The sequence below is a fragment of the Microcoleus sp. LAD1_D5 genome (assembly GCF_036702115.1).
Taxonomy (GTDB): domain Bacteria; phylum Cyanobacteriota; class Cyanobacteriia; order Cyanobacteriales; family Microcoleaceae; genus Microcoleus.
This window is the reverse complement of record NZ_JAUBSA010000048.1, coordinates 1-24,683: the sequence shown is the minus strand read 5'-3', so window position 1 is coordinate 24,683 and position 24,683 is coordinate 1. Positions and strand designations below refer to the sequence as shown.

General features: G+C 47.7%; 20 protein-coding genes. 11 read left to right on the top strand and 9 right to left on the bottom strand.

Annotated features, from left to right (window positions below; genetic code table 11):
- Nucleotides 1–288 precede the first annotated feature (288 nt).
- Entirely contained in the window at nucleotides 289–558 is a 270-nt protein-coding gene (locus QUA70_RS19105) for a hypothetical protein (protein WP_333349266.1), read from the bottom strand.
- On the opposite strand from QUA70_RS19105, the gene QUA70_RS19100 reads away from it, so the two are divergent.
- Nucleotides 538–2,613: a DNA polymerase III subunit gamma/tau gene (locus QUA70_RS19100; protein WP_333349264.1), complete on the top strand. Its 2,076-nt coding sequence runs from the start codon at nucleotides 538–540 to the stop codon at nucleotides 2,611–2,613. The two genes, QUA70_RS19105 and QUA70_RS19100, sit on opposite strands and share 21 nt — an antisense overlap.
- A gap of 255 nt (nucleotides 2,614–2,868) precedes the next feature.
- On the opposite strand, the gene clpX is transcribed toward QUA70_RS19100, so the two are convergent.
- The 3 genes from clpX to tig all read right to left on the bottom strand — a co-directional run bounded on the left by clpX (nucleotide 2,869) and on the right by tig (nucleotide 6,818).
- A complete protein-coding gene (clpX, locus tag QUA70_RS19095) occupies nucleotides 2,869–4,212 on the bottom strand; it encodes an ATP-dependent protease ATP-binding subunit ClpX (RefSeq protein WP_333349262.1) in 1,344 nt (447 codons plus the stop codon).
- Nucleotides 4,213–4,221: 9 nt separating this feature from the next.
- Nucleotides 4,222–4,911, bottom strand: coding sequence for an ATP-dependent Clp endopeptidase proteolytic subunit ClpP (gene clpP, locus QUA70_RS19090; RefSeq protein WP_333331102.1), 690 nt, complete (start codon nucleotides 4,909–4,911; stop codon nucleotides 4,222–4,224).
- A 491-nt stretch (nucleotides 4,912–5,402) separates the two neighbouring features.
- Nucleotides 5,403–6,818 (bottom strand): trigger factor, encoded by a 1,416-nt coding sequence (gene tig / locus QUA70_RS19085; protein ID WP_333331105.1) that lies wholly within the window; start codon nucleotides 6,816–6,818, stop codon nucleotides 5,403–5,405.
- Between the two features lie 1,014 nt (nucleotides 6,819–7,832).
- On the opposite strand from tig, the gene QUA70_RS19080 reads away from it, so the two are divergent.
- From QUA70_RS19080 to QUA70_RS19070, 3 genes are all read left to right on the top strand, one after another.
- Nucleotides 7,833–8,876: an aspartate-semialdehyde dehydrogenase gene (locus QUA70_RS19080; RefSeq protein ID WP_333349260.1), complete on the top strand. Its 1,044-nt coding sequence runs from the start codon at nucleotides 7,833–7,835 to the stop codon at nucleotides 8,874–8,876.
- Nucleotides 8,877–9,012: 136 nt separating this feature from the next.
- Nucleotides 9,013–9,885, top strand: a complete 873-nt coding sequence (gene dapA / locus QUA70_RS19075) for a 4-hydroxy-tetrahydrodipicolinate synthase (RefSeq protein ID WP_333331148.1) — start codon at nucleotides 9,013–9,015, stop codon at nucleotides 9,883–9,885.
- Between the two features lie 376 nt (nucleotides 9,886–10,261).
- Entirely contained in the window at nucleotides 10,262–12,148 is a 1,887-nt protein-coding gene (locus tag QUA70_RS19070) for a ribonuclease J (RefSeq protein ID WP_333331111.1), read from the top strand.
- 427 nt (nucleotides 12,149–12,575) lie between these two features.
- Here the strand turns inward: QUA70_RS19070 and QUA70_RS19065 are convergent, their stop codons facing one another.
- From QUA70_RS19065 to QUA70_RS19055, 3 genes are all read right to left on the bottom strand, one after another.
- Nucleotides 12,576–12,851 (bottom strand): MoaD/ThiS family protein, encoded by a 276-nt coding sequence (locus QUA70_RS19065; protein ID WP_006632924.1) that lies wholly within the window; start codon nucleotides 12,849–12,851, stop codon nucleotides 12,576–12,578.
- A gap of 127 nt (nucleotides 12,852–12,978) precedes the next feature.
- Nucleotides 12,979–14,277, bottom strand: coding sequence for a threonine synthase (gene thrC / locus QUA70_RS19060; protein WP_333331114.1), 1,299 nt, complete (start codon nucleotides 14,275–14,277; stop codon nucleotides 12,979–12,981).
- A 379-nt stretch (nucleotides 14,278–14,656) separates the two neighbouring features.
- Nucleotides 14,657–14,917 (bottom strand): MoaD/ThiS family protein, encoded by a 261-nt coding sequence (locus QUA70_RS19055; protein ID WP_015179186.1) that lies wholly within the window; start codon nucleotides 14,915–14,917, stop codon nucleotides 14,657–14,659.
- A 497-nt stretch (nucleotides 14,918–15,414) separates the two neighbouring features.
- Between QUA70_RS19055 and QUA70_RS19050 the strand changes: the two genes are divergently transcribed.
- Nucleotides 15,415–15,702 (top strand): hypothetical protein, encoded by a 288-nt coding sequence (locus QUA70_RS19050; protein ID WP_006632921.1) that lies wholly within the window; start codon nucleotides 15,415–15,417, stop codon nucleotides 15,700–15,702.
- A gap of 376 nt (nucleotides 15,703–16,078) precedes the next feature.
- A complete protein-coding gene (locus QUA70_RS19045) occupies nucleotides 16,079–16,255 on the top strand; it encodes a hypothetical protein (RefSeq protein ID WP_333349258.1) in 177 nt (58 codons plus the stop codon).
- Here QUA70_RS19045 and QUA70_RS19040 read toward each other — a convergent pair.
- On the bottom strand, nucleotides 16,242–17,618 hold the full coding sequence (locus tag QUA70_RS19040) for a cytochrome P450 (protein WP_333349256.1): 1,377 nt from the start codon (nucleotides 17,616–17,618) through the stop codon (nucleotides 16,242–16,244). The two genes, QUA70_RS19045 and QUA70_RS19040, sit on opposite strands and share 14 nt — an antisense overlap.
- A gap of 138 nt (nucleotides 17,619–17,756) precedes the next feature.
- Nucleotides 17,757–18,362: a hypothetical protein gene (locus tag QUA70_RS19035; RefSeq protein ID WP_333349253.1), complete on the bottom strand. Its 606-nt coding sequence runs from the start codon at nucleotides 18,360–18,362 to the stop codon at nucleotides 17,757–17,759.
- A 693-nt stretch (nucleotides 18,363–19,055) separates the two neighbouring features.
- Between QUA70_RS19035 and QUA70_RS19030 the strand changes: the two genes are divergently transcribed.
- The 5 genes from QUA70_RS19030 (at nucleotide 19,056) to QUA70_RS19010 (ending at nucleotide 24,534) form a co-directional block, all read left to right on the top strand.
- A complete protein-coding gene (locus tag QUA70_RS19030) occupies nucleotides 19,056–19,622 on the top strand; it encodes a COP23 domain-containing protein (RefSeq protein WP_333331125.1) in 567 nt (188 codons plus the stop codon).
- A 280-nt stretch (nucleotides 19,623–19,902) separates the two neighbouring features.
- Nucleotides 19,903–20,142 carry a hypothetical protein gene (locus QUA70_RS19025; protein WP_333331128.1) on the top strand — a complete coding sequence of 80 codons (240 nt, stop codon included), beginning with the start codon at nucleotides 19,903–19,905 and terminating at the stop codon, nucleotides 20,140–20,142.
- A gap of 32 nt (nucleotides 20,143–20,174) precedes the next feature.
- Nucleotides 20,175–21,398 (top strand): COP23 domain-containing protein, encoded by a 1,224-nt coding sequence (locus QUA70_RS19020; RefSeq protein WP_333331131.1) that lies wholly within the window; start codon nucleotides 20,175–20,177, stop codon nucleotides 21,396–21,398.
- Between the two features lie 217 nt (nucleotides 21,399–21,615).
- Nucleotides 21,616–23,856, top strand: coding sequence for a phosphoketolase (locus tag QUA70_RS19015; protein ID WP_333331133.1), 2,241 nt, complete (start codon nucleotides 21,616–21,618; stop codon nucleotides 23,854–23,856).
- A 78-nt stretch (nucleotides 23,857–23,934) separates the two neighbouring features.
- Nucleotides 23,935–24,534, top strand: coding sequence for a Uma2 family endonuclease (locus tag QUA70_RS19010; protein WP_333349251.1), 600 nt, complete (start codon nucleotides 23,935–23,937; stop codon nucleotides 24,532–24,534).
- The last annotated feature ends 149 nt before the right edge of the window (nucleotides 24,535–24,683 follow it).

Below are 24,683 nucleotides of genomic sequence, written 5' to 3'. Positions count from 1 at the left end.
GCTTTTAAAGGGTAAAATTTGACGCTATATTTATACAGGACTCCAGAGTAGAGCTGGTAGTGCAACTGGATCAACCAACATTGACATCATTCCACCATCATCTTGGTACAACTGGATTTCTGCAACTGGAGCACGCACCCTCTAATTAATACTTTATCTTTAACTGCAAGCCGGTTTCCGAAATATCCGAAAATCCCGCGCTGGCACTGGCCAATAGAAATGGTGAATTGTCTGTAATATATTATACCTATACAGCTAAAAAAAATGTTTGTTCGGCGGTCTCCGTTTCTAGAAAAATAAAAAGAAATACACATAAATTAATAGTAACTCTGGGAGCGAGCTGCGGAAAACATCAAGCAGAACAGCCGATCGCCCGGACGATCGAGGGGCGGACGTTGGGATGGTGCTAATTCCTACTGTGGGCTCACGGACGCCGTGCAAGCCCACCGGGCGGCTTGCTGTGAGAGTAGAGATCTCTTTGCGATCGAACAACGTCTCCTTAGCTAAGATTACAGCTAATACCACCAAAATTCGATCGTGACCTACGAACCCCTGCATCACAAATATCGCCCTCAGACATTTGCCGAATTAGTCGGTCAAGAGGCGATCGCCCAAACCCTCACCAGCGCCATCCTACAAGAGCGCATAGCACCAGCATATCTATTCACCGGCCCCAGAGGCACCGGTAAAACCTCTAGTGCCAGAATTTTCGCCAAATCCCTCAACTGTATTTCTACGGTTGCCCCCACCCCGACACCCTGTGGCAAATGCAACGTTTGCCAAGAAATTGCCCGAGGTTCGACGCTAGATGTCATCGAAATTGACGCCGCCAGCAACACCGGAGTAGATAACATTCGGGATTTGATCGAACGAGCTCAATTTTCCCCCGTACAGTGCCGCTATAAAGTATATGTAATAGACGAAGTTCATATGCTCAGTACCCAGGCATTTAATGCCTTATTAAAAACATTAGAAGAGCCGCCCGATCGCGTTGTATTCGTTCTCGCAACAACCGACCCACAAAGAGTATTACCAACTATTATTTCTCGTTGCCAAAAATTCGACTTTCGCCGCATCCCCCTCGATGCAATGATTGCTCACTTACACAAAATTGCCAAATTAGAAAATATCAATATTGCCAGCGATGCAGTACAAATGGTTGCTCAAATCGCCCAAGGAGGTCTGCGAGATGCCGAAAGTTTGCTCGACCAACTAAGCTTATTTCAGGGTGAAGTAACAGTCGAAAAAGTTTGGGATTTAGTCGGTGCAGTCCCAGAAAACGACTTAATGGATTTGCTGCAAGCTATTGATACAGATAACGCTACAGCACTAATAGACATGACCCGCCACCTCATGGATCGCGGTCGGGAACCGCTAATCGTGCTGCAAAGTCTCGCAAGTTTTTACCGAGATTTGCTAATAGCCAAAGCTGCACCAAAACGGTCAGATTTAGTAGCTTTAACATCGGCAACTTGGGAAAAACTGGGGGATTTTGCCCGCAATTGGGATGCCGAGTTAATTTTGGCAGGCCAGAAACATTTGCAAACCCATGAAGTGCAAATTAAAAATACCACTCAGCCGCGTTTGTGGCTGGAAGTAACGCTATTGGGATTGTTGCCCTCAGCAATTAGAACTCAGCCACAAGCAACAGCCGAACCAGCTAAAAATGTTGCTCCATCGCAAATACACCCCTCCCAACCCAGGGCGGGCACGGGGGCACCGCCCCTACAATCGGGGGGGAGCCAGACATCTAATATCGAACCGCCTCCCGCTGCCAAACCTCAAAATCCTCCACCGACTTCGCCGCCTGTGGCTAATCGAACAGAAAGCACACCTGCTGCAGCGATTCCCGCACCTGTACCAACTCCTGAAACGACTCAAACAAATTATTCACCGGCTAATTCAGGCGATGAAATCGATTTAAATCGAGTGTGGGAACAGGTACTTGAGCGCGTGCGACCGCATGGAACTCAATCGCTGCTTCGCCAACATGGACAGCTAGTAATTTTTAGCAATAATACGGCTCATGTTAAGATTAGTTCGCAGCCGTTGCTTAATATGGTTAAAGACAAAGTAGCTAATATTGAAGAAGCTTTTTTGCAAATTTTTAACCGTCGAGTAACAGTAAAAGTGGGCTTGACAAATCCCGCTGAAACTAATAGTTCTCGCGCCAAGGATTTGCCAAGTTCTAACGGACGTGTTGGCGAAAATCCCAGGAATTCTAATCCTGCGGATGCGGGTCAACAGGTGCAGAAGTCGGCGGATTCTGAGATTACAGATGATTTTTTGGGGAATGGGGGAGAAGAACAAAAACACCCGCCAGCGCCTGAAAATACCGCCGTTAATGTGCCGGCAATTTCCGAATCGCGATCGCCTACAAACGCCTCTACAGACTCTCAAAATGGCTTTAACGCTCAGGCTGTAGCGGTGCGTGATGACGCTCAATATGTCGCGAATACAGCTAGGCAATTGGCTGCTATGTTTGACGGGGAAGTAGTTGATTTGTCGGATGACTTGGAGATTTGGGAGGCGGAAACTTTTAGATTGGAAACTCAGCAGGATTTGCCGGAGTTATCTTCTGAGTTGGGTGAGGATGATTTTATAGATTGGTAAGTATAGCAATCCTTGCAGGAGTCGTAAATTTTTTACCCCACCCCAACCCTCCCCTTACCAAGGGGAGGGAGTAAGAAATTCACAAATGATGCGAGGATTGCTATAGATCACTAAAAAAAAGATCACTAAAAAAAACCGAGAAACCCGGTTTTTGTAGTAGGGGCGCGGCTAAGAGTGGCCGCCCTTCCAGGTTTCTTAATACCCTAAAAGTTTTAGGTTGAATTAGAGTCACCTAGTGATTGTGAATATCTACTTTTAAGCTGACTCTGGCTTGGGCAGCGAAGACGGAAGTACCAACAACTCAGCCGTCGATCGCTTCTCAACCATTTCCTTAGTAATCGTACACCGGGCAACATCCTTGCGCGACGGCAACTCGTACATCACATCCAACATCAATTCTTCGACAATCCCCCGCAGCGCCCGTGCTCCAGTTTTGCGGCGGTATGCTTCCTGGGCGATCGCCCGAATCGCATCAGGCTTAAAGTCCAACTGCACATTATCCATCTTCAGCAGCTTTTGATACTGCTTAACCAAAGCATTGCGGGGCTCCGTCAAAATCGCCATCAGGGTTTCCTCATCCAGCGGCTCTAACACCGCCGCCACCGGCACCCGCCCAATAAACTCAGGAATCATCCCAAACTTCACCAAATCATCCGGTTCCAGTTGCTTGAGTACATCAGCAGCCCGCTTTTCCTTCGGCTGAGCTTCTCCGGGCTGAATAAAACCCATTGACTTTTTGCCCGTTCTCTGCTCTATCACTTTCTCTAGACCGACAAAAGCGCCGCCGCAAATAAACATGATATTGCTAGTGTCAATTTGGATGCAGTCTTGGTAGGGGTGCTTGCGGCCACCTTGGGGAGGTACGTTCGCGATCGTCCCTTCCAGCATTTTCAACAGCGCCTGCTGCACGCCTTCCCCAGACACATCCCGCGTAATCGAAGGATTTTCGCTCTTGCGGGCAATTTTGTCAATTTCATCAATATAAATAATTCCGCGCTGCGCCTCTTCCACGTCCATATCTGCCACTTGCAGCAGCCGCAGCAAAATATTTTCCACATCTTCCCCGACATAGCCCGCTTCGGTCAGCGTCGTCGCGTCAGCCACCGCAAACGGCACGTCTAGCATATCCGCCAAAGTCTGAGCCAGGAGAGTTTTTCCGCAGCCCGTCGGCCCGATTAACAAAATATTCGATTTTTGTAGTTCTACTTCTTCCGGCGGGTGCTTGCCGCTATTTTTGGCATGGATAAAGCTCAGGCGCTTGTAGTGGTTGTAAACTGCCACCGAGAGCACCTTTTTCGCCTCATCTTGCCCGATCGCATTTTCGTCGAGGTAATTTTTAATTTCCCTCGGCTTCGGAATTTGGCTCATCGACATACTTTTGCCGGAGGTAGCGCGGCGCTTTTGCGTCGTTTCCTGCTTCGGAGCCACCGTCGCTGCGGGCACTGCACTCGAATCAAACAACTCCTCATCTAAAATTTCATTGCACAAGTCAACGCATTCGTCACAGATATACACCCCGGGCCCTGCGATCAACTTGCGTACTTGCTCTTGAGACTTGCCACAAAACGAACATTTTAGATGGGAGTCGTACTTAGACATAACAGCCTCTTATTTCAGTGGAGTGACATTCTCTCCCGCCGCCGGAAGGTTTTCCTTTTCGATAACTCGATCGACCAAACCGTAATTTTTGGCTTCCTCGGCTGACATAAAAAAGTCGCGCTCTGTATCAGCCTCTAATTTGTCGAGTGGTTGACCTGTGTGGTGCGCTAGCAGTTCATTCAGCTTACGCTTATGATAAAGGATTTCCTTGGCTTGAATCTCAATATCAACTGCTTGACCTTGAGCGCCTCCGAGTGGCTGGTGAATCATAATCCGGGAACTCGGAAGAGACATCCGCTTACCGTGGGCTCCTGCTGTCAGCAGAAATGCGCCCATACTCGCTGCCAAACCGTAACAAATCGTCACCACATCCGGGCGGATTTGCTGCATTGTGTCATAAATTGCCATGCCGGCCGTCACCGAGCCGCCGGGGGAATTAATGTACATTTGGACATCTTTTTCTGGGTCTTCGGCATCTAGATACAATAGCTGAGCCACTATCGTGCCAGCCAACTCGTCGGTTACGGGATCTGCTAAAAACACAATTCGCTCCCGCAGCAAGCGCGAGTAAATGTCAAAAGCCCGCTCGCCCATCCCCGACTGTTCTAGTACCATCGGCACTACATTGCTGGGGCTGGAACTGACATCAAAATCGTTATAGCTTGTAATTAGGTAATTGGAAGATTGAGATACAACCATAAGACACCAGTCAAGGATTCTAGACAATTTGCTGCTGCTGATGAAAGCTTTAAATTAAGCCGCCAGCTTTTAACTATTATGCCTCGAATGAACCCAGATGGGGGAATTGGGAATGGGGCATTGGCCCGCGCTGGGCATAGTCGAGCAAAAATCTTGTGACTATTTAACCCGAATTCAACAGTAGTTCGACATTAAACGTAAAATTCGATCGCACTTCAGATACCCCCGAGCGATCCCCGCCGTAGGGACACTCCAAGATCCCATTAGTGTCAACAACCAGGCTAAAACCCTTGATAAATCTCGGTTTTACGCCAAGTCTAGATCCCCCTAAATCCCCCTTAAGAAGGGGGACTTAAAGAGGCTTCTTGTCCCCCCTTCTTAAGGGGGGATCTGGCTTTAACAATCAAATAGCCGTCTCTGACTTGGTTTGACGTTAAGTTGACACGAAGAAGGGCTGGCGTGCGGTGTCCCTACTACTTTCATTCTGGGCCCTAATCTTCGCCTACGACTTCCACTTCAACGCTCGTGGCTGCTTCTGCTGAATCTTCAGCGTCCGATTCTTCTGATTCTGCTGCTGCAGGAGTCAGAGAGCCTTCAGGTACGAGTTCGATTGTCCCTTTTTCTTCCAACCATTTCAGGGTTTTTTGTTTGAGCAAGTCTTCTGCTACAAATTCCTGCAACCTTTGGGGGTCAAAATCTCCTTTGGGAAACTGCTTTCTGATTTTTGCTACTTCTGCTGCTACTTCTGCTGGTTCAACAGATAAGGATTCCAGCTTGGCTACTTCTGCCAGAGCTAAATTCTGCTTGAGGCGCTCGACTGCTTCCGGGCGCGAGCGTTCCCGCATCGGGCCCATATTTTCTTCCGTAAACAGTTGGTTGATATCTATGCCGTAATTTTTCAATTGGACGGCTTGTTGATTCAACAAATAATCGATTTCGCGATCGACCATTGTTTCGGGAATTTCCACGTCTATTAGCTGCGCGAGGGCTGCTGATATAGCTTTTTCCTTATTAGCTGATATCTTGTTTTCTTGGTCTGCTTTAAACCGAGTTTCGAGCGATTCGCGCAGTTCTGCTAAAGTTTCAAACTCACTGACTTCTTGCGCGAAGTCGTCGTCCAACTCCGGCAATTCTTTTTCCTTAAGTTCTTTGAGAGTAATCGTAAATACTGCCGGTTTTCCCGCTAGTTCTTCACTACTATACTCTTCGGGGAACTGCACAGAAACTTCTCTCGTTTCTCCTGGATTCATCCCGATCATGCCTTGGATAAAGCCCGGTACAAACTGATTTTCCGACAATTCTACTTGGAAGTCTTCTGCTTCGCCACCGGGAATTTCTGCGGGAGTTTCGCCTTCGGGTGCTTCGGCAAATCTACCGGCGAAATCAACCAAAGCCGTGTCTCCCAACTGAGCCGGCCGGCCTTCTACGGGGATTAAAGTAGCTTTGTCCGATCGATATTTTGCCAGTACCTCATCTACCTGAGCCTCATCATACTTAGCTTCTTCTGCTTGAAGCTGCAAACCTGTGTACTGACCCATTTTCACTTCGGGTTGTACATCAACCTTCGCCGAAAAAATCAGAGGCTGTTCTGGATCGAACTTGGCTAGTAATTCTTCAAACTCGGTGCGAAGTTCAAAACTGCCAATTGCGGCAATTTTTTCTTGTTCGAGGGCTTTTTGCAGGGAATCATTAATCAAATTTTCCAAAGCCGTCGCCTTCAAACGAGTCTGGCCTAGGCGCTGTAGCAAAACTTGACGGGGAACTTTGCCTTTGCGGAACCCAGGAATATTAACCTCGCGAGCAAATTGTTTAATTACTTGCTCGTAAGCTTGTTTTGACTTTTCTGACGGTACTTCGATTTCCAGACCAATTTGGCTAGCTGGAAGTTTTTCCTGGGTTACTTTCATCGGCTTTTTTGATATTTAACAATAGTGTATTGACACTCCCTGACCTAAAGGACAGGGATTCTTAATTCAGCGACTGACCTTAAAATGTTGCGTCCTTTCGGCAATCCTCAAACTTTTTAACCGTAGAAATCCTACCAATTAACGAGCCTGATTCGCAGTCATCCCAGAGGGTCTATCTCCAAAAGCGTACTAGGATATTTACCTAGAGTTCGGGTATGTCCTACCCTACTTAACAAGACTAAATAGTTTGTTTCTCTGGTTAAAGGAACTGTGTTAAGCCCCTAGCTGTTTATAGAGTTTTCGCCGCTCTTTGTCCCCCGGTTTACGCGCCAAAGTGTGTCGTTAACTGTTTTTATGCACTATGGCGCAGGAGTTTAACCTAGACTACTGTAGTATACTAGAAATTTCCTGACTTTTAGGAAGGGATTTAAGAAATTAAAGCCGTCCTAGAAGGACAGGGTTTTAGACCCAATTTCCTTGATAAAATACATACAAATCTGACTTTGCCTGCATTTTAATTTTGTACGTTTTGACTCGTAACGGCACAACTACAACACCTTTACCGGATGAGACTGTAAGTCATTGCCGGCTACTTTTTTGGCTCTTGCCAAATAGTTTTGGTTTGAGGATACTAGCTTTTGCTGCTAGGAATGTGGAGGTTAAGTCCACTAATTGCCGATGCACCATAGCACATATCGCCCTGTGATGTCAATCTTGCCGGCCTCTGCGGCCAGTCAAAGTCAATGGATGCGCCTGCGAAAATGCAGATATATCGCAAAACTTAACCGGATCCGGATTGGGCGTGGGCGATCTGCAAAAGATGCTAAACTGGCAGTGGGTACGATCGCCCGGATCAATCGGGAAGTTCGATCGGCCGTTTCCGTTAACTGCACCATTGCTATCCTCTCATGCTCCTGATATCGCATAACATTAATTAAGTTTGATATTGAGAATTGCAGTTATTTAAATTTTTGATTTCGATCGTTTAGACTTTAATTTGTGGAGGAAACTAATTTGTCTCAATCCTATCGAGTTGCCATTTTAGGAGCTACCGGCGCAGTCGGGGCAGAGTTGCTAGAACTATTGCACAGCCGGAGTTTTCCGATTTCTAACTTGAAGCTGCTGGCTTCGGAACGTTCAGCAGGCACAACTTTGCCTTTTGGCGGTGAGATGCTGCCGGTTGAAGCAGTTTCGGCGCGATCGTTTGATAATGTAGATTTGGTGCTCGCTTCGGCAGGTGGCTCTACTTCTAAAGTATGGGCTCCGCAAGCGGTGGCAGCCGGGGCGGTGGTAATTGACAATTCTAGCGCTTTCCGCATGGATGCGACCGTACCGCTAGTAGTTCCAGAAGTCAATCCCCAAGCGGCAGCAGCTCACCGAGGTATAATTGCTAATCCCAACTGCACGACTATTTTGATGGCAGTTGCCGTTTGGCCACTTCACAAAGTTAGGCCGATACAGCGCATCGTTGTAGCGACTTACCAGTCAGCCAGCGGCGCGGGGGCGAGGGCAATGGAGGAAATGAAAGATCAAGCAAGAGCAATTTTGCAGGGGGAAACGCCCAAAACAGATATATTTCCCTACCCCTTAGCATTTAATTTGTTTCCCCACAACACCCCGATTAATGATTTGGGGTATTGTGAAGAAGAGATGAAAATGGTAAACGAAACTCGGAAGATATTTGGTACGGACGAGATTAAAATTACGGCAACTTGTGTGCGGGTTCCCGTACTCCGGGCTCATTCGGAAGCGATTAATCTAGAGTTTGCAGAGCCTTTTAGCGCGATTGAGGCCAGGGAAATCTTAAAGCAGGCAAGCGGGGTTAAGCTGGTAGAAGACTGGGAAGCTAATTATTTCCCGATGCCTGCTGAAGCCAGCGGTAAGGATGAGGTGTTAGTTGGCAGGATTCGCCAAGATATTTCTCACCCCTGCGGGTTGGAGATGTGGCTGTCGGGCGATCAAATTCGCAAAGGGGCGGCTCTAAATGCGGTGCAGATAGCTGAGTTGCTGGTAGAAAAAAATTTGTTGCGAACCCAAGTGGCGGTGGCTTCAAATTAGGGGAACCCTGGCAATTGGGAAATTGAAATTGGGGATTTTAGATAAACCTTTCATCTGAAATCAAAAATTTAAAATCAAACATCAACAGTCTAAAATCGGAGAAAGTGTGGTAAAGTTTGGACGGGTTCTGACTGCAATGATTACGCCGTTTAAGGAAGACGGCAGCGTTAACTATGCGGTAGCAGAACAATTGGCAGTTCATTTAGCCGATCGCGGTACAGATAGCTTGGTAGTGTGCGGCACTACTGGCGAGTCTCCCACTATGACCTGGGATGAAGAGTACGAATTATTTCAGGTGGTACAAAAGGCGGTGGTCGGTAAGGCGTTGGTAATCGCAGGAGCCGGATCGAATTCTACTTCAGAAGCAGTAGCAGCTACCCAAAAAGCAGCTAAACTCGGGTTAGATGGTTGTTTGCAGGTCGTTCCTTATTACAACAAACCCCCGCAAGAAGGTTTATATAATCATTTTCGGGCGATCGCGCAATCTGCTCCAGAATTGCCTATAATGTTATATAACATCCCCGGTCGCACTGGTCAGAATATGTTGCCGGAGACGGTGGCTCGGTTGGCAGCAATCCCCAACATTGTGGCCGTAAAAGAAGCAAGTGGCAACTTGGATCAAGCAAGTCAAATTCGGTGCTTGACATCCCCTGAATTTGCCATTTATTCTGGAGATGATTCCCTAACTTTGCCAATGTTGGCGGTAGGAGGATCTGGTGTAGTTAGCGTAGCCAGCCATCTGGTAGGAGAGCAACTGCAACAGATGATAAAAGCTTTCGAGACCGGTCAAGTTCAAGTCGCTACCCAGATTCACTTGCAACTTTTTGACCTGTTTAAAGCTCTTTTTCTCACCACAAATCCCATTCTCGTCAAGACAGCTCTCAAACTTCAAGGCTGGGATGTAGGCTCCACCCGTCCGCCCCTGTGCGATCCGCCCGTTGAGGTAACTCAAAAGTTAAAGGACGTACTGAGTCAGTTAGCACAGGTATCAGCTAGCCAGACTAGATAGGCGAGAACGAGTTTTCAGACAACTGAATATTTAGTTGTCATCAATCATTAATCATCAGTCATTGGTTAGGAGCTATGAGTTATTAGCTGATAATTAAGAATTGCTGATTGAGGATTGGAGGCAACTGACTGTACGGGAGAGTAAAACCCCGTAGGGGAGTTTTCCACAAATATCTTGGAAAAAATCGCCCCCATCAACGAACAACAGATAAACACCTCCCAAAAAGCTTGTCTTGAACAGGCAGGATGCCTGTTCAACAGGGATTATTGGAGAGGTATAGACAGTAGGCGACAGACGACAGACAACAGTCAACAGTCAACAGTCAACAGTCAACAGTTAACAGACCAATAACAAAAATAACTAACAAAGGATACGCATGATCAAAAATACAACTGCATCTGCTCTAAAAGTTATTCCCCTCGGCGGGCTGCACGAAATCGGTAAAAACACTTGTGTGTTCGAGTACGGCGACGAAATCATTCTTTTAGATGCCGGTTTAGCGTTCCCGACAGATGGAATGCACGGCGTAAATATTGTCCTTCCAGACATGACTTACCTGCGGGAAAACAGCCACAAAATTAAAGGTATGATCGTGACTCACGGTCACGAAGACCACATAGGCGGTATCCCTTATCACCTCAAACAATTTGAAATTCCTGTCATCTACGGCCCCCGTTTGGCGATGGCTTTGCTAGCCGGAAAAATCGAAGAAGCCGGAGTGTCTCACCGCACAGAATTGAGAACGGTTCGACCCAGGGATACTGTCAGAATTGGCAAGAATTTCTTAGTCGAATACATTCGCAACACTCACTCGATGGCTGACAGTTTTACGGTGGCAATTCACACTCCCGTGGGAATTGTGATCCACACCGGAGACTTTAAAATTGACCACACTCCTGTAGACGGCGAGCATTTTGATTTGCAAAAGCTGGCGGAGTACGGCGAAAGAGGCGTGTTGTGCTTGATTAGCGATTCTACTAACTCGGAAGTTCCCGGTTTTACCGCTTCGGAAAGTTCTGTGGCGCCGAATTTAGACAGAATTATCGCTCAAGCACCGGGAAGAGTGCTGCTGACGACTTTTGCTTCGTCGGTACACCGATTGCAAATTGTTTTGGACTTGGCTAAGAAAAACAATCGGTATGTCGGAGTGGTTGGCCGGTCGATGCTTAACGTCATCGCTCACTGCCGCAATCTCGGCTACATCAAATGCGAAGATAGTATTTTCAAACCGCTGAAAGAAATCCGCAATTTGGCTGAAGACAAGGTACTGATTTTAACTACAGGTTCGCAAGGCGAACCGATGGCGGCGATGACTCGCATTGCTAACGGCGAACATCACGAACTGAAAATCAGAAAGGGCGATACTGTCATTTTCTCAGCTAATCCGATTCCCGGAAATACGATCGCAGTGGTAAACACGATCGATAAACTGATGATGCTGGGAGCACACGTGGTTTACGGCCGCGACAAAGGCATTCACGTTTCGGGTCACGGTTGTCAAGAAGACCAAAAGTTAATGATTAACATGACTCGTCCCAAGTTCTTCTTGCCAGTGCACGGGGAACACCGGATGCTGATCCAGCACTCCAAGACGGCTCAAAGCATGGGCATTCCTGCTAGCAATATGGTGATTATTGACAACGGCGATGTCGTAGAGTTGACCGAAAATTCAATGCGAGTCGCTGGTCAAGTGCCTTCAGGAATTGAATTGGTAGATGCTTCTCGATCGGGCGTTGTCAAAGCCAGCGTCCTCAAGGAACGTCAGCAGTTGGCCGGAGATGGCGTTGTAACTGTAGCGGCGGCTTTGAATTGGGAAGGCAAATTAGTTGCCAAACCAGAAGTCCACTTGAAAGGTGTAGTGACATCAGCCGATCGGGCAGAGGTGATCAAATTAATCACTCAAACCATTGAAACAGTTTTGAGCGATCGCTGGTCAGAATTTGTCAAACCCGCCACTGCTGACTCGCAAGTTGACATTGACTGGGTAGGAGTGCAAACCCAAATAGAAAAAGCAATTCAGCGAGTGATGCGCCGGGAACTGCAAAGCAATCCGTTGCTGGTATTCCTGATGCAGATTCCTGAAGAAGCAGTGCGATCGGAAAAAGCAGCAGTATCTTCAGGTGCCCTGGAAGCACCTAAGCTATTATCATCGCCATCATCGCCATCATCGCCATCATCGCCATCATCGCCACCCGTGCCATCTCCTGCCAATCAGGTGACGGGCCGGCGCCGTCCCCGGACTGCGGCAAGGGCAGCTTCTTAGGGCGATAATTCCCTGACGCACTGCGAACAAAGAAATAAGTTTTAGGTTTGTAGTGGCGCTTGGGTACCAAAGCGCCACTACAAACCTAGATTTGATTTCATAACTAGCTCTACCTCAAAAAACGTCAGTATAGATCGATGTAATATCACATCCGTTAGCATCGGAATAGTAAATTGGAGTTCACTGTTCACTGTCAACCGTCAACCGTCAACATCATTCCGGTGTAACCGGAAATGATATAACTCCTGCTATGAATTCCGGTTGTATTGGAATGATTACACCGCCTGACAGCTACTTACCAAATCCGGGATTTGGTAGGATTTTCTCGGGTAGCGAGGGAGTTGTTTTTTAACCGTAAATAAACGCAAGTGAACGCAGATAGTTATTTAAATCTATCTGCGTTCACTTGCGTTTATTTTAAAATTAATCAGCCACCAGCAACGGCAGGAACAATGCTGACTTCATCGCCATCTTGAAGGGCTGTTTTTGAGCCATCCAAAAAGCGGATGTCTTCGCTGTTGACGTAGAAGTTGAGAAATCTGCGGGGTTCTCCCTTTTCGTCGCACAGGCTTTTTTTGATGCCGGGACAATTTGTTTCCAGCGATTCAATTAGTTCGGAAATGTTATCGCCGGCGCATTCGATGGTGGCTTGATTGTTGGTAAATTTTTGCAGGGGAGTGGGAATTAAAACTTTGACGGTCATTTTTTTAGTCCTTAGTCAGTAGTCATTTATTAGTTATTAGTCCTCAGTCATTAGTCATCAGTGATCAGTCAGTAATCATCAGTCAACAACTAATGACTAATGACTACTGACTACTGACTAATAGCTGTTAAACCGAAACTTGTTGCCATTCTAAGCGTTCGAGCGTGCGGGCGCGTTCTAGGGCGCGCTCGAACGCTTCTAGTTTCGGTTCGAGGGTGATGGGTTCGCCGATGTAGCCTTGAACTGCTTCTTGCGTTTTCAAACCGTTGCCGGTGATGTAAGCGACGGTGGTTTCATCGGGATTGATTTTACCTGCTTCTACGAGTTTCTTCAAGACTGCGATTGTCGTGCCGCCTGCGGTTTCAGTGAAGATGCCTTCTGTTTCTGCTAGCAGTTTCATGCCTTCGATGATTTCGGTGTCGCTGACGGATTCAATGTTGCCGTTGGTTTTGCGGGCGATTTCCAAGGCGTACATACCGTCGGCTGGATTGCCGATCGCGATCGACTTAGCAATTGTATTCGGTTTCACCGGTTTCACGAAATCACGTTCTTCGCGGAATGCTTGGGCGATGGGGGAACAGCCGTCAGCTTGAGCGCCGCTGAACCGAACTTTCTTTTCATCAACTAAACCGACTTCGATGAATTCTTGAAAACCTTTGTAAATTTTTGTGAACAAAGAGCCGGAGGCGAGGGGAGCGACGATGTGATCCGGCAATTGCCAGCCTAGCTGTTCGGCAACTTCGTAGCCGAGGGTTTTTGAGCCTTCGGAGTAGTAGGGACGCAAGTTGATATTGACAAATCCCCAGCCATGTGTATTGGCGACTTCGCAACAGAGACGGTTAACTTGGTCGTAGTTGCCGTGAACTGCCATGACAGTTGGATTGTAAATTAGAGTGCCGAGGACTTTGCCTGCTTCTAAGTCGGAGGGGATGAAGACTACGCAGTCGAGTCCGGCGTGGGCGGCGATCGCAGCGGTGGAGTTAGCTAAATTGCCGGTGCTGGCACAGGATACCGTTGTGAAACCCAATTCTCTCGCTCTGCTGAGGGCGACTGACACCACTCTGTCTTTAAAGCTGAGAGTGGGCATATTGACGGCATCGTTTTTAATATAAAGATTTTTTAGACCGAGGCGGCGCGCCAAGCGGTGGGATTTTAATAGAGGAGTCATCCCAGTGCCGACATCGATGACGTTATCTGTAGCGACTGGTAAAAATGCGCGGTAGCGCCAGATCGAGTTGGGGCCGGCTTGGATGGTTTGGCGAGTGACGGTGCGGCGGATGGCGTCGTAGTCGTACTTGACTTCAAGCGGGCCAAAACAGCAATCGCAGACGTGCTTGGCTTGGAGTTCGTACTCTTCGCCGCATTCTTTACATTTGAGGGCTGTGAAGGTTGCTGCTGTGGATTGTGTTCTGGTGGCCTGGGTCATAGCTCAACTCTCTAGTTTTGCGATGTTTTCTTAGTCTTGTGCAAGATTAGCACGGTCAATTTAGCCCGTCAACTATACCCGACTTTTTTAGTCGGGATTGATTTTCCAGTTACTTTTCAGTTAAACAGTGGTGTATTTAACTTTGATATTTGGGCGGGCGAGACACCCAACCCGTACTCCCCACAAGGATTTGACTTGTTTTCAGGATCGGGCTGGGAATCTGGATTATCAGGCCTGCACGCGAGCCTGAGCGATCTCAAGGATGATTTGCCGACGGAATTGTTACAAAACTTAATAAATCTTGTTTGGGCTAACAATTGGGCAGTCGTGCGATCGAACACAACTACAAAAACTCGAATTTTTGATTAACCAACTTAGCCTACCCGCCACTGACGGGGGGGATGAGGACAACTTCATCGCCGTCTTGGAGGATGGTGTCGGGGGAGACGAATTCCAGGTTGAGGCCGAAGCGGGTGCGATCGCGCCATTGTTCTAATTGAGGATATTGGGCGATCGAGCTTTCGAGCACTTGAGACACTGGGGTTTCGGGAGGAAGTTCTAATGTAAGTTCCGAAACGCCGTAGGCTTCACCGAAGGCGGCGAACAGTTTAACGGTGATGGTAATCGATGAGTTAGACACGGCTGTTGAGTGCGATCGACGGTTTGGCAATTATCAACTACACCATACAATTAATTAGGAATTAGGCGCGCCGAGGCTTAAAATTAAAAGCGGCAATCTCTAGTTAAGTTTTACCTCATCAGGCAAAAAGGACAGTTGATTGCAGCAAAAAGTCTGAACAGGATTGTATAGCGAGCGCTCTCACCAACCAGGCGTTAGAAGCAGGTGGCATCCACTTAGATGCAGCTAGCTAAGGTCTAGTTTGCTGCTATTGATGCTACTGTGAGGCTAATTTTTGACGCGGCGGTATAGATACTTTACGGTAATTGTGGGAGAGTACAAAAAAGCTCGCACTAAATTTAGCAGGCAACAACGCAGACAAGGCCCTGCCAACCCCCTTATCCTGACTAAAAATCAGGTTTTCAAGTGCGGCTGGGAATTTCCTAACTCTTGTCCTGCTTAGCAAGGCTGCCGTTCTATCTAAGAAAAATACTGAAGTTAACACGATAGAGATATATATGGCAAATAACGATTTTAAAGTGCTTCAAATTATTGAAGCTAAAGGCTGGTATGCCTTTGGAAGTACAAAGCAAAGCCAGCACGTTGAGAGATGGGTAAGACCTGTAGTGTGTTGGGTTTTAATAGAAGATAAAAAAAAGCGACGGGTTGTGACAGCTACCGCTAGCTATCAGATCCAGATTGACGACAAAGAAGTCGAGTTTTTTGCCCACGAAAGCGAAATTCAAGATCTGGAGAGTCTCCCGAAGTCTGTCTCGGTATCGGAATTTCTGAAAACAGAAGATTGAGAGAAGGGCAGAAGGAGATAATTTAACAAGTTATTAATTATTCCTTAGTGATTCCTTAAACTTGCTGTCGGATTCTATTGGAATTAGAGGCAGAAGCTCTAGATTGGGGAGAGGGGAGATGAGGACAGGGGGAGAATTTATACTTTTGCTTTGCCTTCTGCATCTTGTCTCCAATGCCTCAAGTACCGCAAAAAATAAAGAGGCCGGAAGATTGCTGGCAATGCCAACACGCTTCCGACCTTGCTGAATAACAGGGTATGCATATGTTTTTAAAGTATGGCAGGCAGGCTTTTGAGATATCAAGAGGACTATTGCAATCACCCACTTTTGCTTTCAGGCTGTGTTTGCAAGGTTCATATCATTTTAGACTGAAAATTTGAAAAGTGAGAGGGGGCGAGGGTTACAGGTTAAGGATTCTAGCTGTTTATCTGTAGCGGGTGCTACAAAAAATGGTGGCATTGGCGGACGATCGCACCTTCTTCCTAAATGGTGGGCACTCAAAGCAGAAAGTTTGATCGCCCGCTGCAACGGCTGCGACTTTAAACCCCACTAGCAACAGGTTCAGGCTTCTGCTGCGGCATCCGCCGCCCCAGCAGGGCCATCCGCACGCCGCCGGCAGGGCCTAAAGTCACCCCTCGGCGTTTGGCCTGTACGGGCTTTTTCTCGGCCAATACTAGGTCGAAATCCCGCAAAATGGTTGCCAGCACCAGTTTCATCTCCAACTGCGCCAGCGCCAACCCGATACAGCGGCGGCTGCCACCTCCAAAGGGCAAATACTCGTAAGGCGAGAATTGTCTCTCCAAAAACCGTTCCGGTTTAAATTGCAGCGGTTCTGGATACAAATCCTCCCGCCTGTGGATCAAATAAATCGAGCCGAGGACAACCGTGCCCGGTTCGAGTTGATGTCCCATCAGTTCCACGGGGGTGAGCACTTCTCGCGAAAACGTCAGCATTGCGACCGGGTAAATTCGCAGCGTCTCCTGACAAACTGCACTCAGGTAAGGTAAGCGGAAAATCTCCATCGGGTCGGGATTTTCTCCCAAACTGTCCAATTCTTGCAGCAACTTCTGGCGCACCGAGGGCAAGTGGTGAATCCAGTAAAACGCCCAAGCTAGGGCGGTTGCTGTGGTTTCGTGGCCTGCAAGCAGCAGCGTCATCAACTCGTCGCGCAATTCTTCATTGGTCATTGGTTGCCCGTTTTCGTCGCGGGCGGCCATCATTAAGCTGAGAATGTCGGTGCGGTTGGCGTCTGGTTGCAGCCTGCGTTCTTCAATTTCGGCATATATCAGATCGTCAAGTTTCTGCTTCCGCTGTTTCATGCGTCCCCAAGGACTCCAAGAACCCCAATCTTGCTGCATCCAGCCGAAAAACAGCATACTCGATCGCAACGGAGAACCAGTCATATCCAGGACTGAGGTAAGTAGGGGCTTGATCTCTTCCAACCGCGGCCCGTCATCCAGGCCGAAGACAGCTTGTAAGATTACCCGCATGGTGACTTCCTGCATCGCGCTGCGGGCCACAAAAGGTCGATCAACCGACCACTTGCTGGCAACATCTTGAGCGATATCGCAAATTAGTTGGCCGTAGTTCCGCATCCGTTCCCCGTGAAAGGGTGGCATCAATAATTGGCGCGATCGTTTGTGCCTTTCTCCTGAGAGGAGAATCATGGATTGTTCTCCCATCAAGGGTTTTAGGAGGCTGTTCAGGCGGCCTGGAGCGTGAAGCGCGTTGCTGTTGAGCATCTCCTGGACAGCTTGCGGGTGGTTGATCATCACCAATGGTTTCCCGTTGTTCACTTGAGCTGTGAAAATGTCGCCGTATTGTTTGGCACATTTATCCATGAATGTCAGCGGATCGCTGATCCATTGAATTAGCTGCACAAGGGGTGGAGCTTTGGGGCCGTTAGGTAGTGTCATAGGAATTACCTGGGTTTGGATCACAGGACTTAGCAGGATCAACAAATCTCAAAGGGTTTGAAGGTTTGTTCAATCCCTCCCAACCCTTGTTTTTAAGGGGAGAATTGCGTAAGTCCCATCTCCAATAATTTTAATAGCTTATTCTCGAACGGTGCTCAAAATATCCTGTCCAAGCTCTGTAAAACGAACAGTTTTGATTTGCCAAGGAGCATAACTGGTTAAAGTTTGGCGCACGCCCCCGAACAAACCTAACATTTGACAACTGGACAGATTTTGCAATTTCTGCCGTGAACTTCCCGATGCACGAAGATCCACGGTAGCTATTCCGAGGTCGCGATCGAGCTTGACGCGATAACCAGCCAAACCAAGACTATCGAAAATCTCCTGCTTTAACACTTCATTAACCGCCGATGACATTAACTGGTTCTCTGGGCCTGTAACTGTTTCCGGCATCAGAGTTTGACACAAATTGTCTACCTTATAAACCGTAACGGTGGCAGTATTTTCTGAGAGGGCAGCACTGCCTAAAACTGAGGCAACAGAGTTATAAGGCTGCGTTAATTGACTCGATCGAGCCTCAATTTGATTTCCCGTTAGCTGTAGCTGTTGAAACTGATGGGCGCTTCGGGAGAGTTGGCTCTGGTTTTCGGTTGAGGTAGCTGCATCTGAGCTAGAACAACTGCTACCGCCCATCAAAATTAACCAAACGCCTAAATATCCTAACTGTTTGCAGATACGGTTCATAGTTTTTAATACTTTACTAAACGTCAGTGTATGGAGGGTAAATTTTGGTAGTAGAAAGCAGTTAGTCCCTGATCGCACTCACTTAGAAGTATTTCTAGGTATCCGTAATACGGAGATGAAAACAAGTTAAGAGTTCTGGTCAATACCTTCATTTTCATGTTCGATCAATCTGGCACAGGAAGTATTAGTCCTCATTTGTGCAACCCTGCCGTCTCCGTATCTCAGCAGATAAAGCTAGGGGCCCCGATCGCACAGTGATATCAAATACCGTGTCAGTAGGTGTGATGTACCGTTGCAATTCGAGCCATTCCAAGATCTGAGGTAAAGAGCCTCTTTCCGGTTTGCGACAGTCCGAGCTGGATTAGTAGTAAAGAGGACAGAATTCCGACTGGCGCGCGCATTTTAAGCTCGGCTTCGGAGCGCTTTTTTAACAGCGCCGAAATCGCGGTTAGAGGGAATGTGCAAGTCGCGAACAATATCAAAACTTACGCATTGAGAGCAAAGAAACCGGGTTGTTTAACCAGGCATAACGGCTGCAACGAAGTGTTTTCGTAAAAAAAACTGGTTTCTGGTCAAGTCGCGAATCACATAATTCCTCAGTCAGCGGATCTTTAACGAACAGGCGTGTCAAGGGTGTTATCGCAGCATTCGGTGATTTTTGTGTCGAATCCCATCAAAAAGAGTGAGAACATCATGAAACAGCAATTATTGACAAAAGTTTTGGTGGCAACAGCGATCGCCCTCAGCGCCCTGACGGTTGCTTCTGGACCGAGTTACGGTAGGCGAGTACCGGGGGAAAATGGATTTTGGTGTAACACCTCGACCGGGGCGCCGGTGACGGTGTACAAAAACCATCAAGGTGCCGTAGAGCCTTGGATTGAGTGGACTTCCGATTATTTCTCCGGTTCTGGCTACGATCCGGCAACTCGGTGCCAATTAGTGAGTCAACGCCTCGAAATCTATCGCCGCCAACGAATGCTTAAGTACATTACTGCCGGCCAGATGAACGGCCAGAACGTCATCTGCACGGCGAATCAAGTCAATGGGCGGTGTCAAAATTTGATTTATACCCTCAGACCCGGCCAAGACCCGATCGGCTCGTTGTATAATTTGTTGGCTTGGCGCCAAGGATATGTCGGGATGCCGTCTTTTGATGAAACCAGTAAAATTCCTTACATTGATGTCAGGAAAAAGTTAGGGGAAAACACGGAGGATGAGGCGCAACAGCCCTCTTTTTCCCCGCCGTCGAGACTGCCTTAAGCGAAATCTTCTCCTTTTGGGGCGATCGAACCTATAGGGTGCTGTTGCTGGCACTTTGTGGCTTTCGACAGGGGCGATCGGACAATTGTCACGGGTGACGGCCTCCTGCACCGACCGCTGGGGATACCGATCGGGCGATCGTTCAGTTTCGCAGCGCGATCTAGTATAAAATAGCACCCGTCAGCATAGAGCCAGGAGCGGTGTCTGCTCCCGTGCTGGCAGCCGGCTTTCCTACGGGTGCTGAGGTTGGGGCTTTGGCGGTGACGCGGGCTTCGTTTCGGTGCTGCTACCCAAATCTTTGCCTCAAGGTTATAGCTTGGGCTATACAAATGAGGTTAAAATCGGTATGAGTGGCGACCCGATTTTTAATGCCAAAGGTTTCTTGGTTGGGATTAACGGTAGGGGCAAGTATCGAGATCCAAATTTTGGCGTCTATGCTTTTGAAGAGGGAAGTGAACCAACAGCGGAATTATTGGAGAAAATGGTTAAATCCAGTTGGGGAATTCCGATTAGTATATAGCAGTTCGCCTCGTTTCATCTAGGGAGTTATCGATGAATGTGTGGAGTTTGCGGTTTGACGCGCTGACAATCATCTTGACAGGTGCATTAACAGTGACGGCGGTTGTCAGCCAACAATATGCTGCCTGTGCCAAAACAGCCGAAGAAATTGCCCAGCTAGCGACATTGACAACTGTAGAAGTCAACAATACGCTGGGTTTTTTTGCTAGTGGATCGGGAGTAATTATTGCCAAACAGGGTAATATTTACACTGTTCTGACAGCTAATCATGTAGTGGCAAGCCTCGCTCAAAAATACAGCATTCGCACTCATTTGGAAAAGGATTATGCTGCGATTAGAATACAGCGCCTACCGAAAAATGACACGGATATAGACTTGGCTTTGATACAATTTCAAAGCCGAGAACAGTATCCAGTAGCACCAATGGGCGAGTCAGAACGTGCTGTTGTGGGTTCTGCTATTTACGTTTCTGGCTATCCGCTGCCAATTTCGGGATTTGAACGAAAACTTGAGTTTACTGCTGGTATCATCTCTTCTCGCTTGGGCAGCGCCTCATCAGGGTATCGTCTACGCTACCAAGCTGTAACCAGGCGCGGGATGAGCGGCGGGCCTGTATTTGATGCTGATGGCAGGGTGGTAGGAATTCACGGCCAGGGGGATACTGTTGGCACAATTAGGAGTCAGTGGAACGGTCAGATTGAGGAGATAAAAACGGGCTTGAACGCGGCAATCCCGATCGATGCTTTTAGGGAGTTGCTATCACAAAATAAGCGTAACGGCTTTGATATCCTCAGCAATCTTTCTATCAGCAGCGCCTCTGGTCAAAACCAACCGAATCAGGGTTATGGAGGATTTGTGTGCGATACCTCAACGGGCGAGCCGGTGACTGTGTATCAAAATCCGCAAGGATTCAGAGAGCCTTGGATTCGCTGGAATTCTAATTTCTTTTCTAGTTCGGGCTACGATCCTCTAACTCGCTGCCAACAAGTGACTCAGCGCCTTGAGAATTATAACCGCAATAAACAGCTAAATTATGTCACGGTGGGTATTATAAATAACCAGAAAGCGATTTGCACGACTAGCCGCGTTAATGGGCCTTGCGAAGGTTTGATCTACACGCTGCGCCGCGATCAAGATCCGACTCCTGCACTGAGCAGTTTTTTTGTTTGGCTGCGGAATCAAAAGGCTGTGCCTTCTCTTTCTGAAAGCGGTACTGTGCTTTATATCGATGTCCGGGAACGGCTGGAACAATTTTAGATTTGCGATTGGAGATTTTAGAGGGATTAGTAATGGGTAAACACAGAACCCCGATTTATTAAAAAAGTCGGGGTTCTCAAACAACTACTTATTAGCTGAAAAAGTGAGATATTTTACTTATTTATCACTGACATAATAGAACTCATGATTTTTTGGAACACGGAAGCTATAAAATTACTCTTACATTAATCCAACTCAAATTTTTCCGGTATCAAGCATGACAGCAACTACCCCGCAGGCAACGTCAACAACGCCCGCTTTTTGCGAAGGCATTCAATATTTTTCTGAAACAGTCCCTGGTTTTGATACTTATGGGAAAACACCTGCGATCGCCGAGGGGAGCAAGTCGATCGCCGATCCTGCCGATCCCGTCGCCGTCTTTCAAACAATGCTGGGAGCAGACGCCCTGCGCTACCTGACGCTGCAAGTTACCGCCAGCAAGGCATCGGGACATCCGGGGGGTTTTGCTAGCCAAGCTGAGGCTTATGCCGCTTTGGTGATGCTCGGACACAAGAACATTGTCACCGAAGTCGGCCATCACGCCCCCGGCTTTTACAGCGCCATGTTTCTCGATCGATCTTTGGAGGATATGGGAATTTTTAACGTGCAGCAAGTGCGCGATAAATTCCGAGAAAAAGACGGTTTGTTAGGACATCTTTCCGGTTTCATTCCCGGCCTTTTAGCACCGGCGGGTCCCCTCGGACAAGGGCAGCATTTCGCAATGGCTGGAGCGTTTTTGCACCGCGAAAAACTGTTTGCTTTCACAATGGGCGACGGTGGCATGGGCGAACCCTATCCGATGAGCAGCATGGGACATTTTCACACTGCTTATCCGAGCGTTACTAACTTTTTGCCTGTGTTGGTTTGGAACGGATATTCTCAGGAACATCACAGCATGGTTTCGACTAAAACTAATGCTGAAATGATTGCTTATTGGCAAGGCAACGGTTTTGAAGAAGTTATCTTAGTTGATGCTAAGGAATTTGACGATAAAAATCAACCGGAAGATTATGTAGACAGCACTGCTTTTTCGCTCGAACAGCGCATGGCATTTACCAAAGCTGTTTTACAAGGAGTTGACAAAGCGGCAAAATCTGCTCTCGGCGGCAAATTAACTGTGTTTATTATCAAACAGTTGAAAGGGGCCGGCGTCCACGCGCGCGGAGCAAAATCTCACAACCTTTATCCGAAAGATACGCTGGATGCTCCGCACATTATCAGTGCTTTAAAAGAGCGCGCTTTGACTGCTGCTGCGTGGGATTTGGTGCGGACAAATTGCGAGCGGGCCGGCGGCGGGCCGGCGGCGAAAACAGTTGTTACTGAGTTTACATTGCCGCTGGCAGATTTAGGCGAATTGCCTTTGGAAGAATTTGCAGTTGGGGGAGAACCGAAGATTTCGACAACAGCAATGGGGGTTTTGGTAGGGAAAGTGGGCGAGCGCGATCGTACTTTTCTTGTCACTAATGCTGACGGCAACGAAGCATCGGCAATTGCCAATATCAACCAAGCTCTTAAGATTATTCACCCGACGACAGATGACCTGTACAATCAGTCGCCAAACGGTCAAGTTTATGAACCTTTGAGCGAAGATGCTTGCGCTGGTTTAGCCGTAGGTTTATCGCTATTCGGAGCGCGGAGTTTGTGGTGTTCCTACGAATCTTTTGCTATTAACGGTTTACCAATTTGGCAAACTGTAACCCAAGCAATGGCAGAATTGCGCCGTCCAACTCCGGCAACTGTCACCTTATTTACAGCGGGTGCATTGGAACAAGGTCGTAACGGTTGGACGCACCAGCGGCCGGAAATAGAGGCTTATTTTGCGGCGATGATGCGGAACGGAAATGTGTTTCCTTTGTTTCCACCGGATGCTAACAGTATTCAAGCTTGTTACGAGTGGGCTTTGGCTGCTAAAAATAAGGGAGTTGTGATTACTGCAAGCAAGTCGCCACTGCCAATTCGCACTACTTTTGAACAAACTCGCCAAGGTTTGCAAGACGGTGCAATAGTGCTGCACGAAGTCGATTCCCCGCAAGCTCCCCACAATCAAGGGGGGAGCAAAAAAGTTGTGTTTGCAGTTGTCGGTGACATGACGTTAATGCCAGTGTTTGAAGCGGCAGCATTTTTGGAAACAGAAGGGATTGGAGTGCGGATTGTTTCTGTTGTGAACCCCCGGCGTTTGTACCGTCAAGGCGATGTTGCTTGGGATACTTGTTCGGAAGCTGACGGCGGCTTTTTGAGCGATGAGAAATTTGCCGAATTGTTTGGCGGAGATGCCTTGATTGGCGTGACAGGCGGTGCTTCTGGGATGTTGGAACCTGTGATGCTCCGCAGCAATTGCAAGCGGGATACTTTCGCTTGGAAGCGGGGGGAAACTACTGCTAGTGCTGGTCAGTTGATGGCGTTTAATGGGTTGACTGCTGAGGCGTTGACTAAAAGGGCGATCGAGCTAGTTCATTAAGTTAGAATGTGAGTGAATGCCCCTGCCTGGTTTGTGCTGGGTAGGGGCTAGTAATATTCAAATAGGATGGTGATACCTATGACAGCACAACTTTTAGAAGAAATAGGTACGCTTGCGGAACAGCGATTGGTTCTCCCTGGTTATTATAGTTGGGAGCAATTTGAGGCTCTCGAATCTTTGATGGCCGACTCTCCGGGTTTGCGGATAACTTATCTTGATGGGTGGATCGAGTTTATGACACTGGGTGAAGCACATGAGACAATCAGTTGTATTCTTAATTTTTTGCTACAACTCTACTTTTGTGAAATGGGAATTGAATATATTCCTGTAGGGAGTGCAACTCGCAGAGACCGGGCAAGAGATGTATCATTTGAACCAGACGAGTCTTATTATATAGGTTCAAGAAAAGAGCATCCCGCTTTAGCCGTGGAAGTAACGATGACTAGCGGTAGCACAAATAAACTAGCTAAATATCTGCGACTTCGCATTCCTGAAGTCTGGTTTTGGGAAAATAATCAGTTGGCTGTGTATGGGTTGCGGGAGGATAATTATGAGCAAGCTTCAAGAAGTGAGTTGCTGCCGGAATTGGATTTAGAATTGCTGGTGCGTTGCATTTTAATGCCTTCAAGGATTGAGGCAAGGACAGAGTTTCTTAATGGAATTCGGCAAGTGGGTTGAATGCTGAGGAGTTGGTAAAAAGTGCGATCGTCTATGAGGGCTTCGCTAACGACTTGATTGGTTAAGCTAAAAGGGAGCATCCCACTTTGGCGATCAGTATAAATACTCAGGCAATTGTCTGGCTAAGCTGATGGCATAATAGAAAGCAG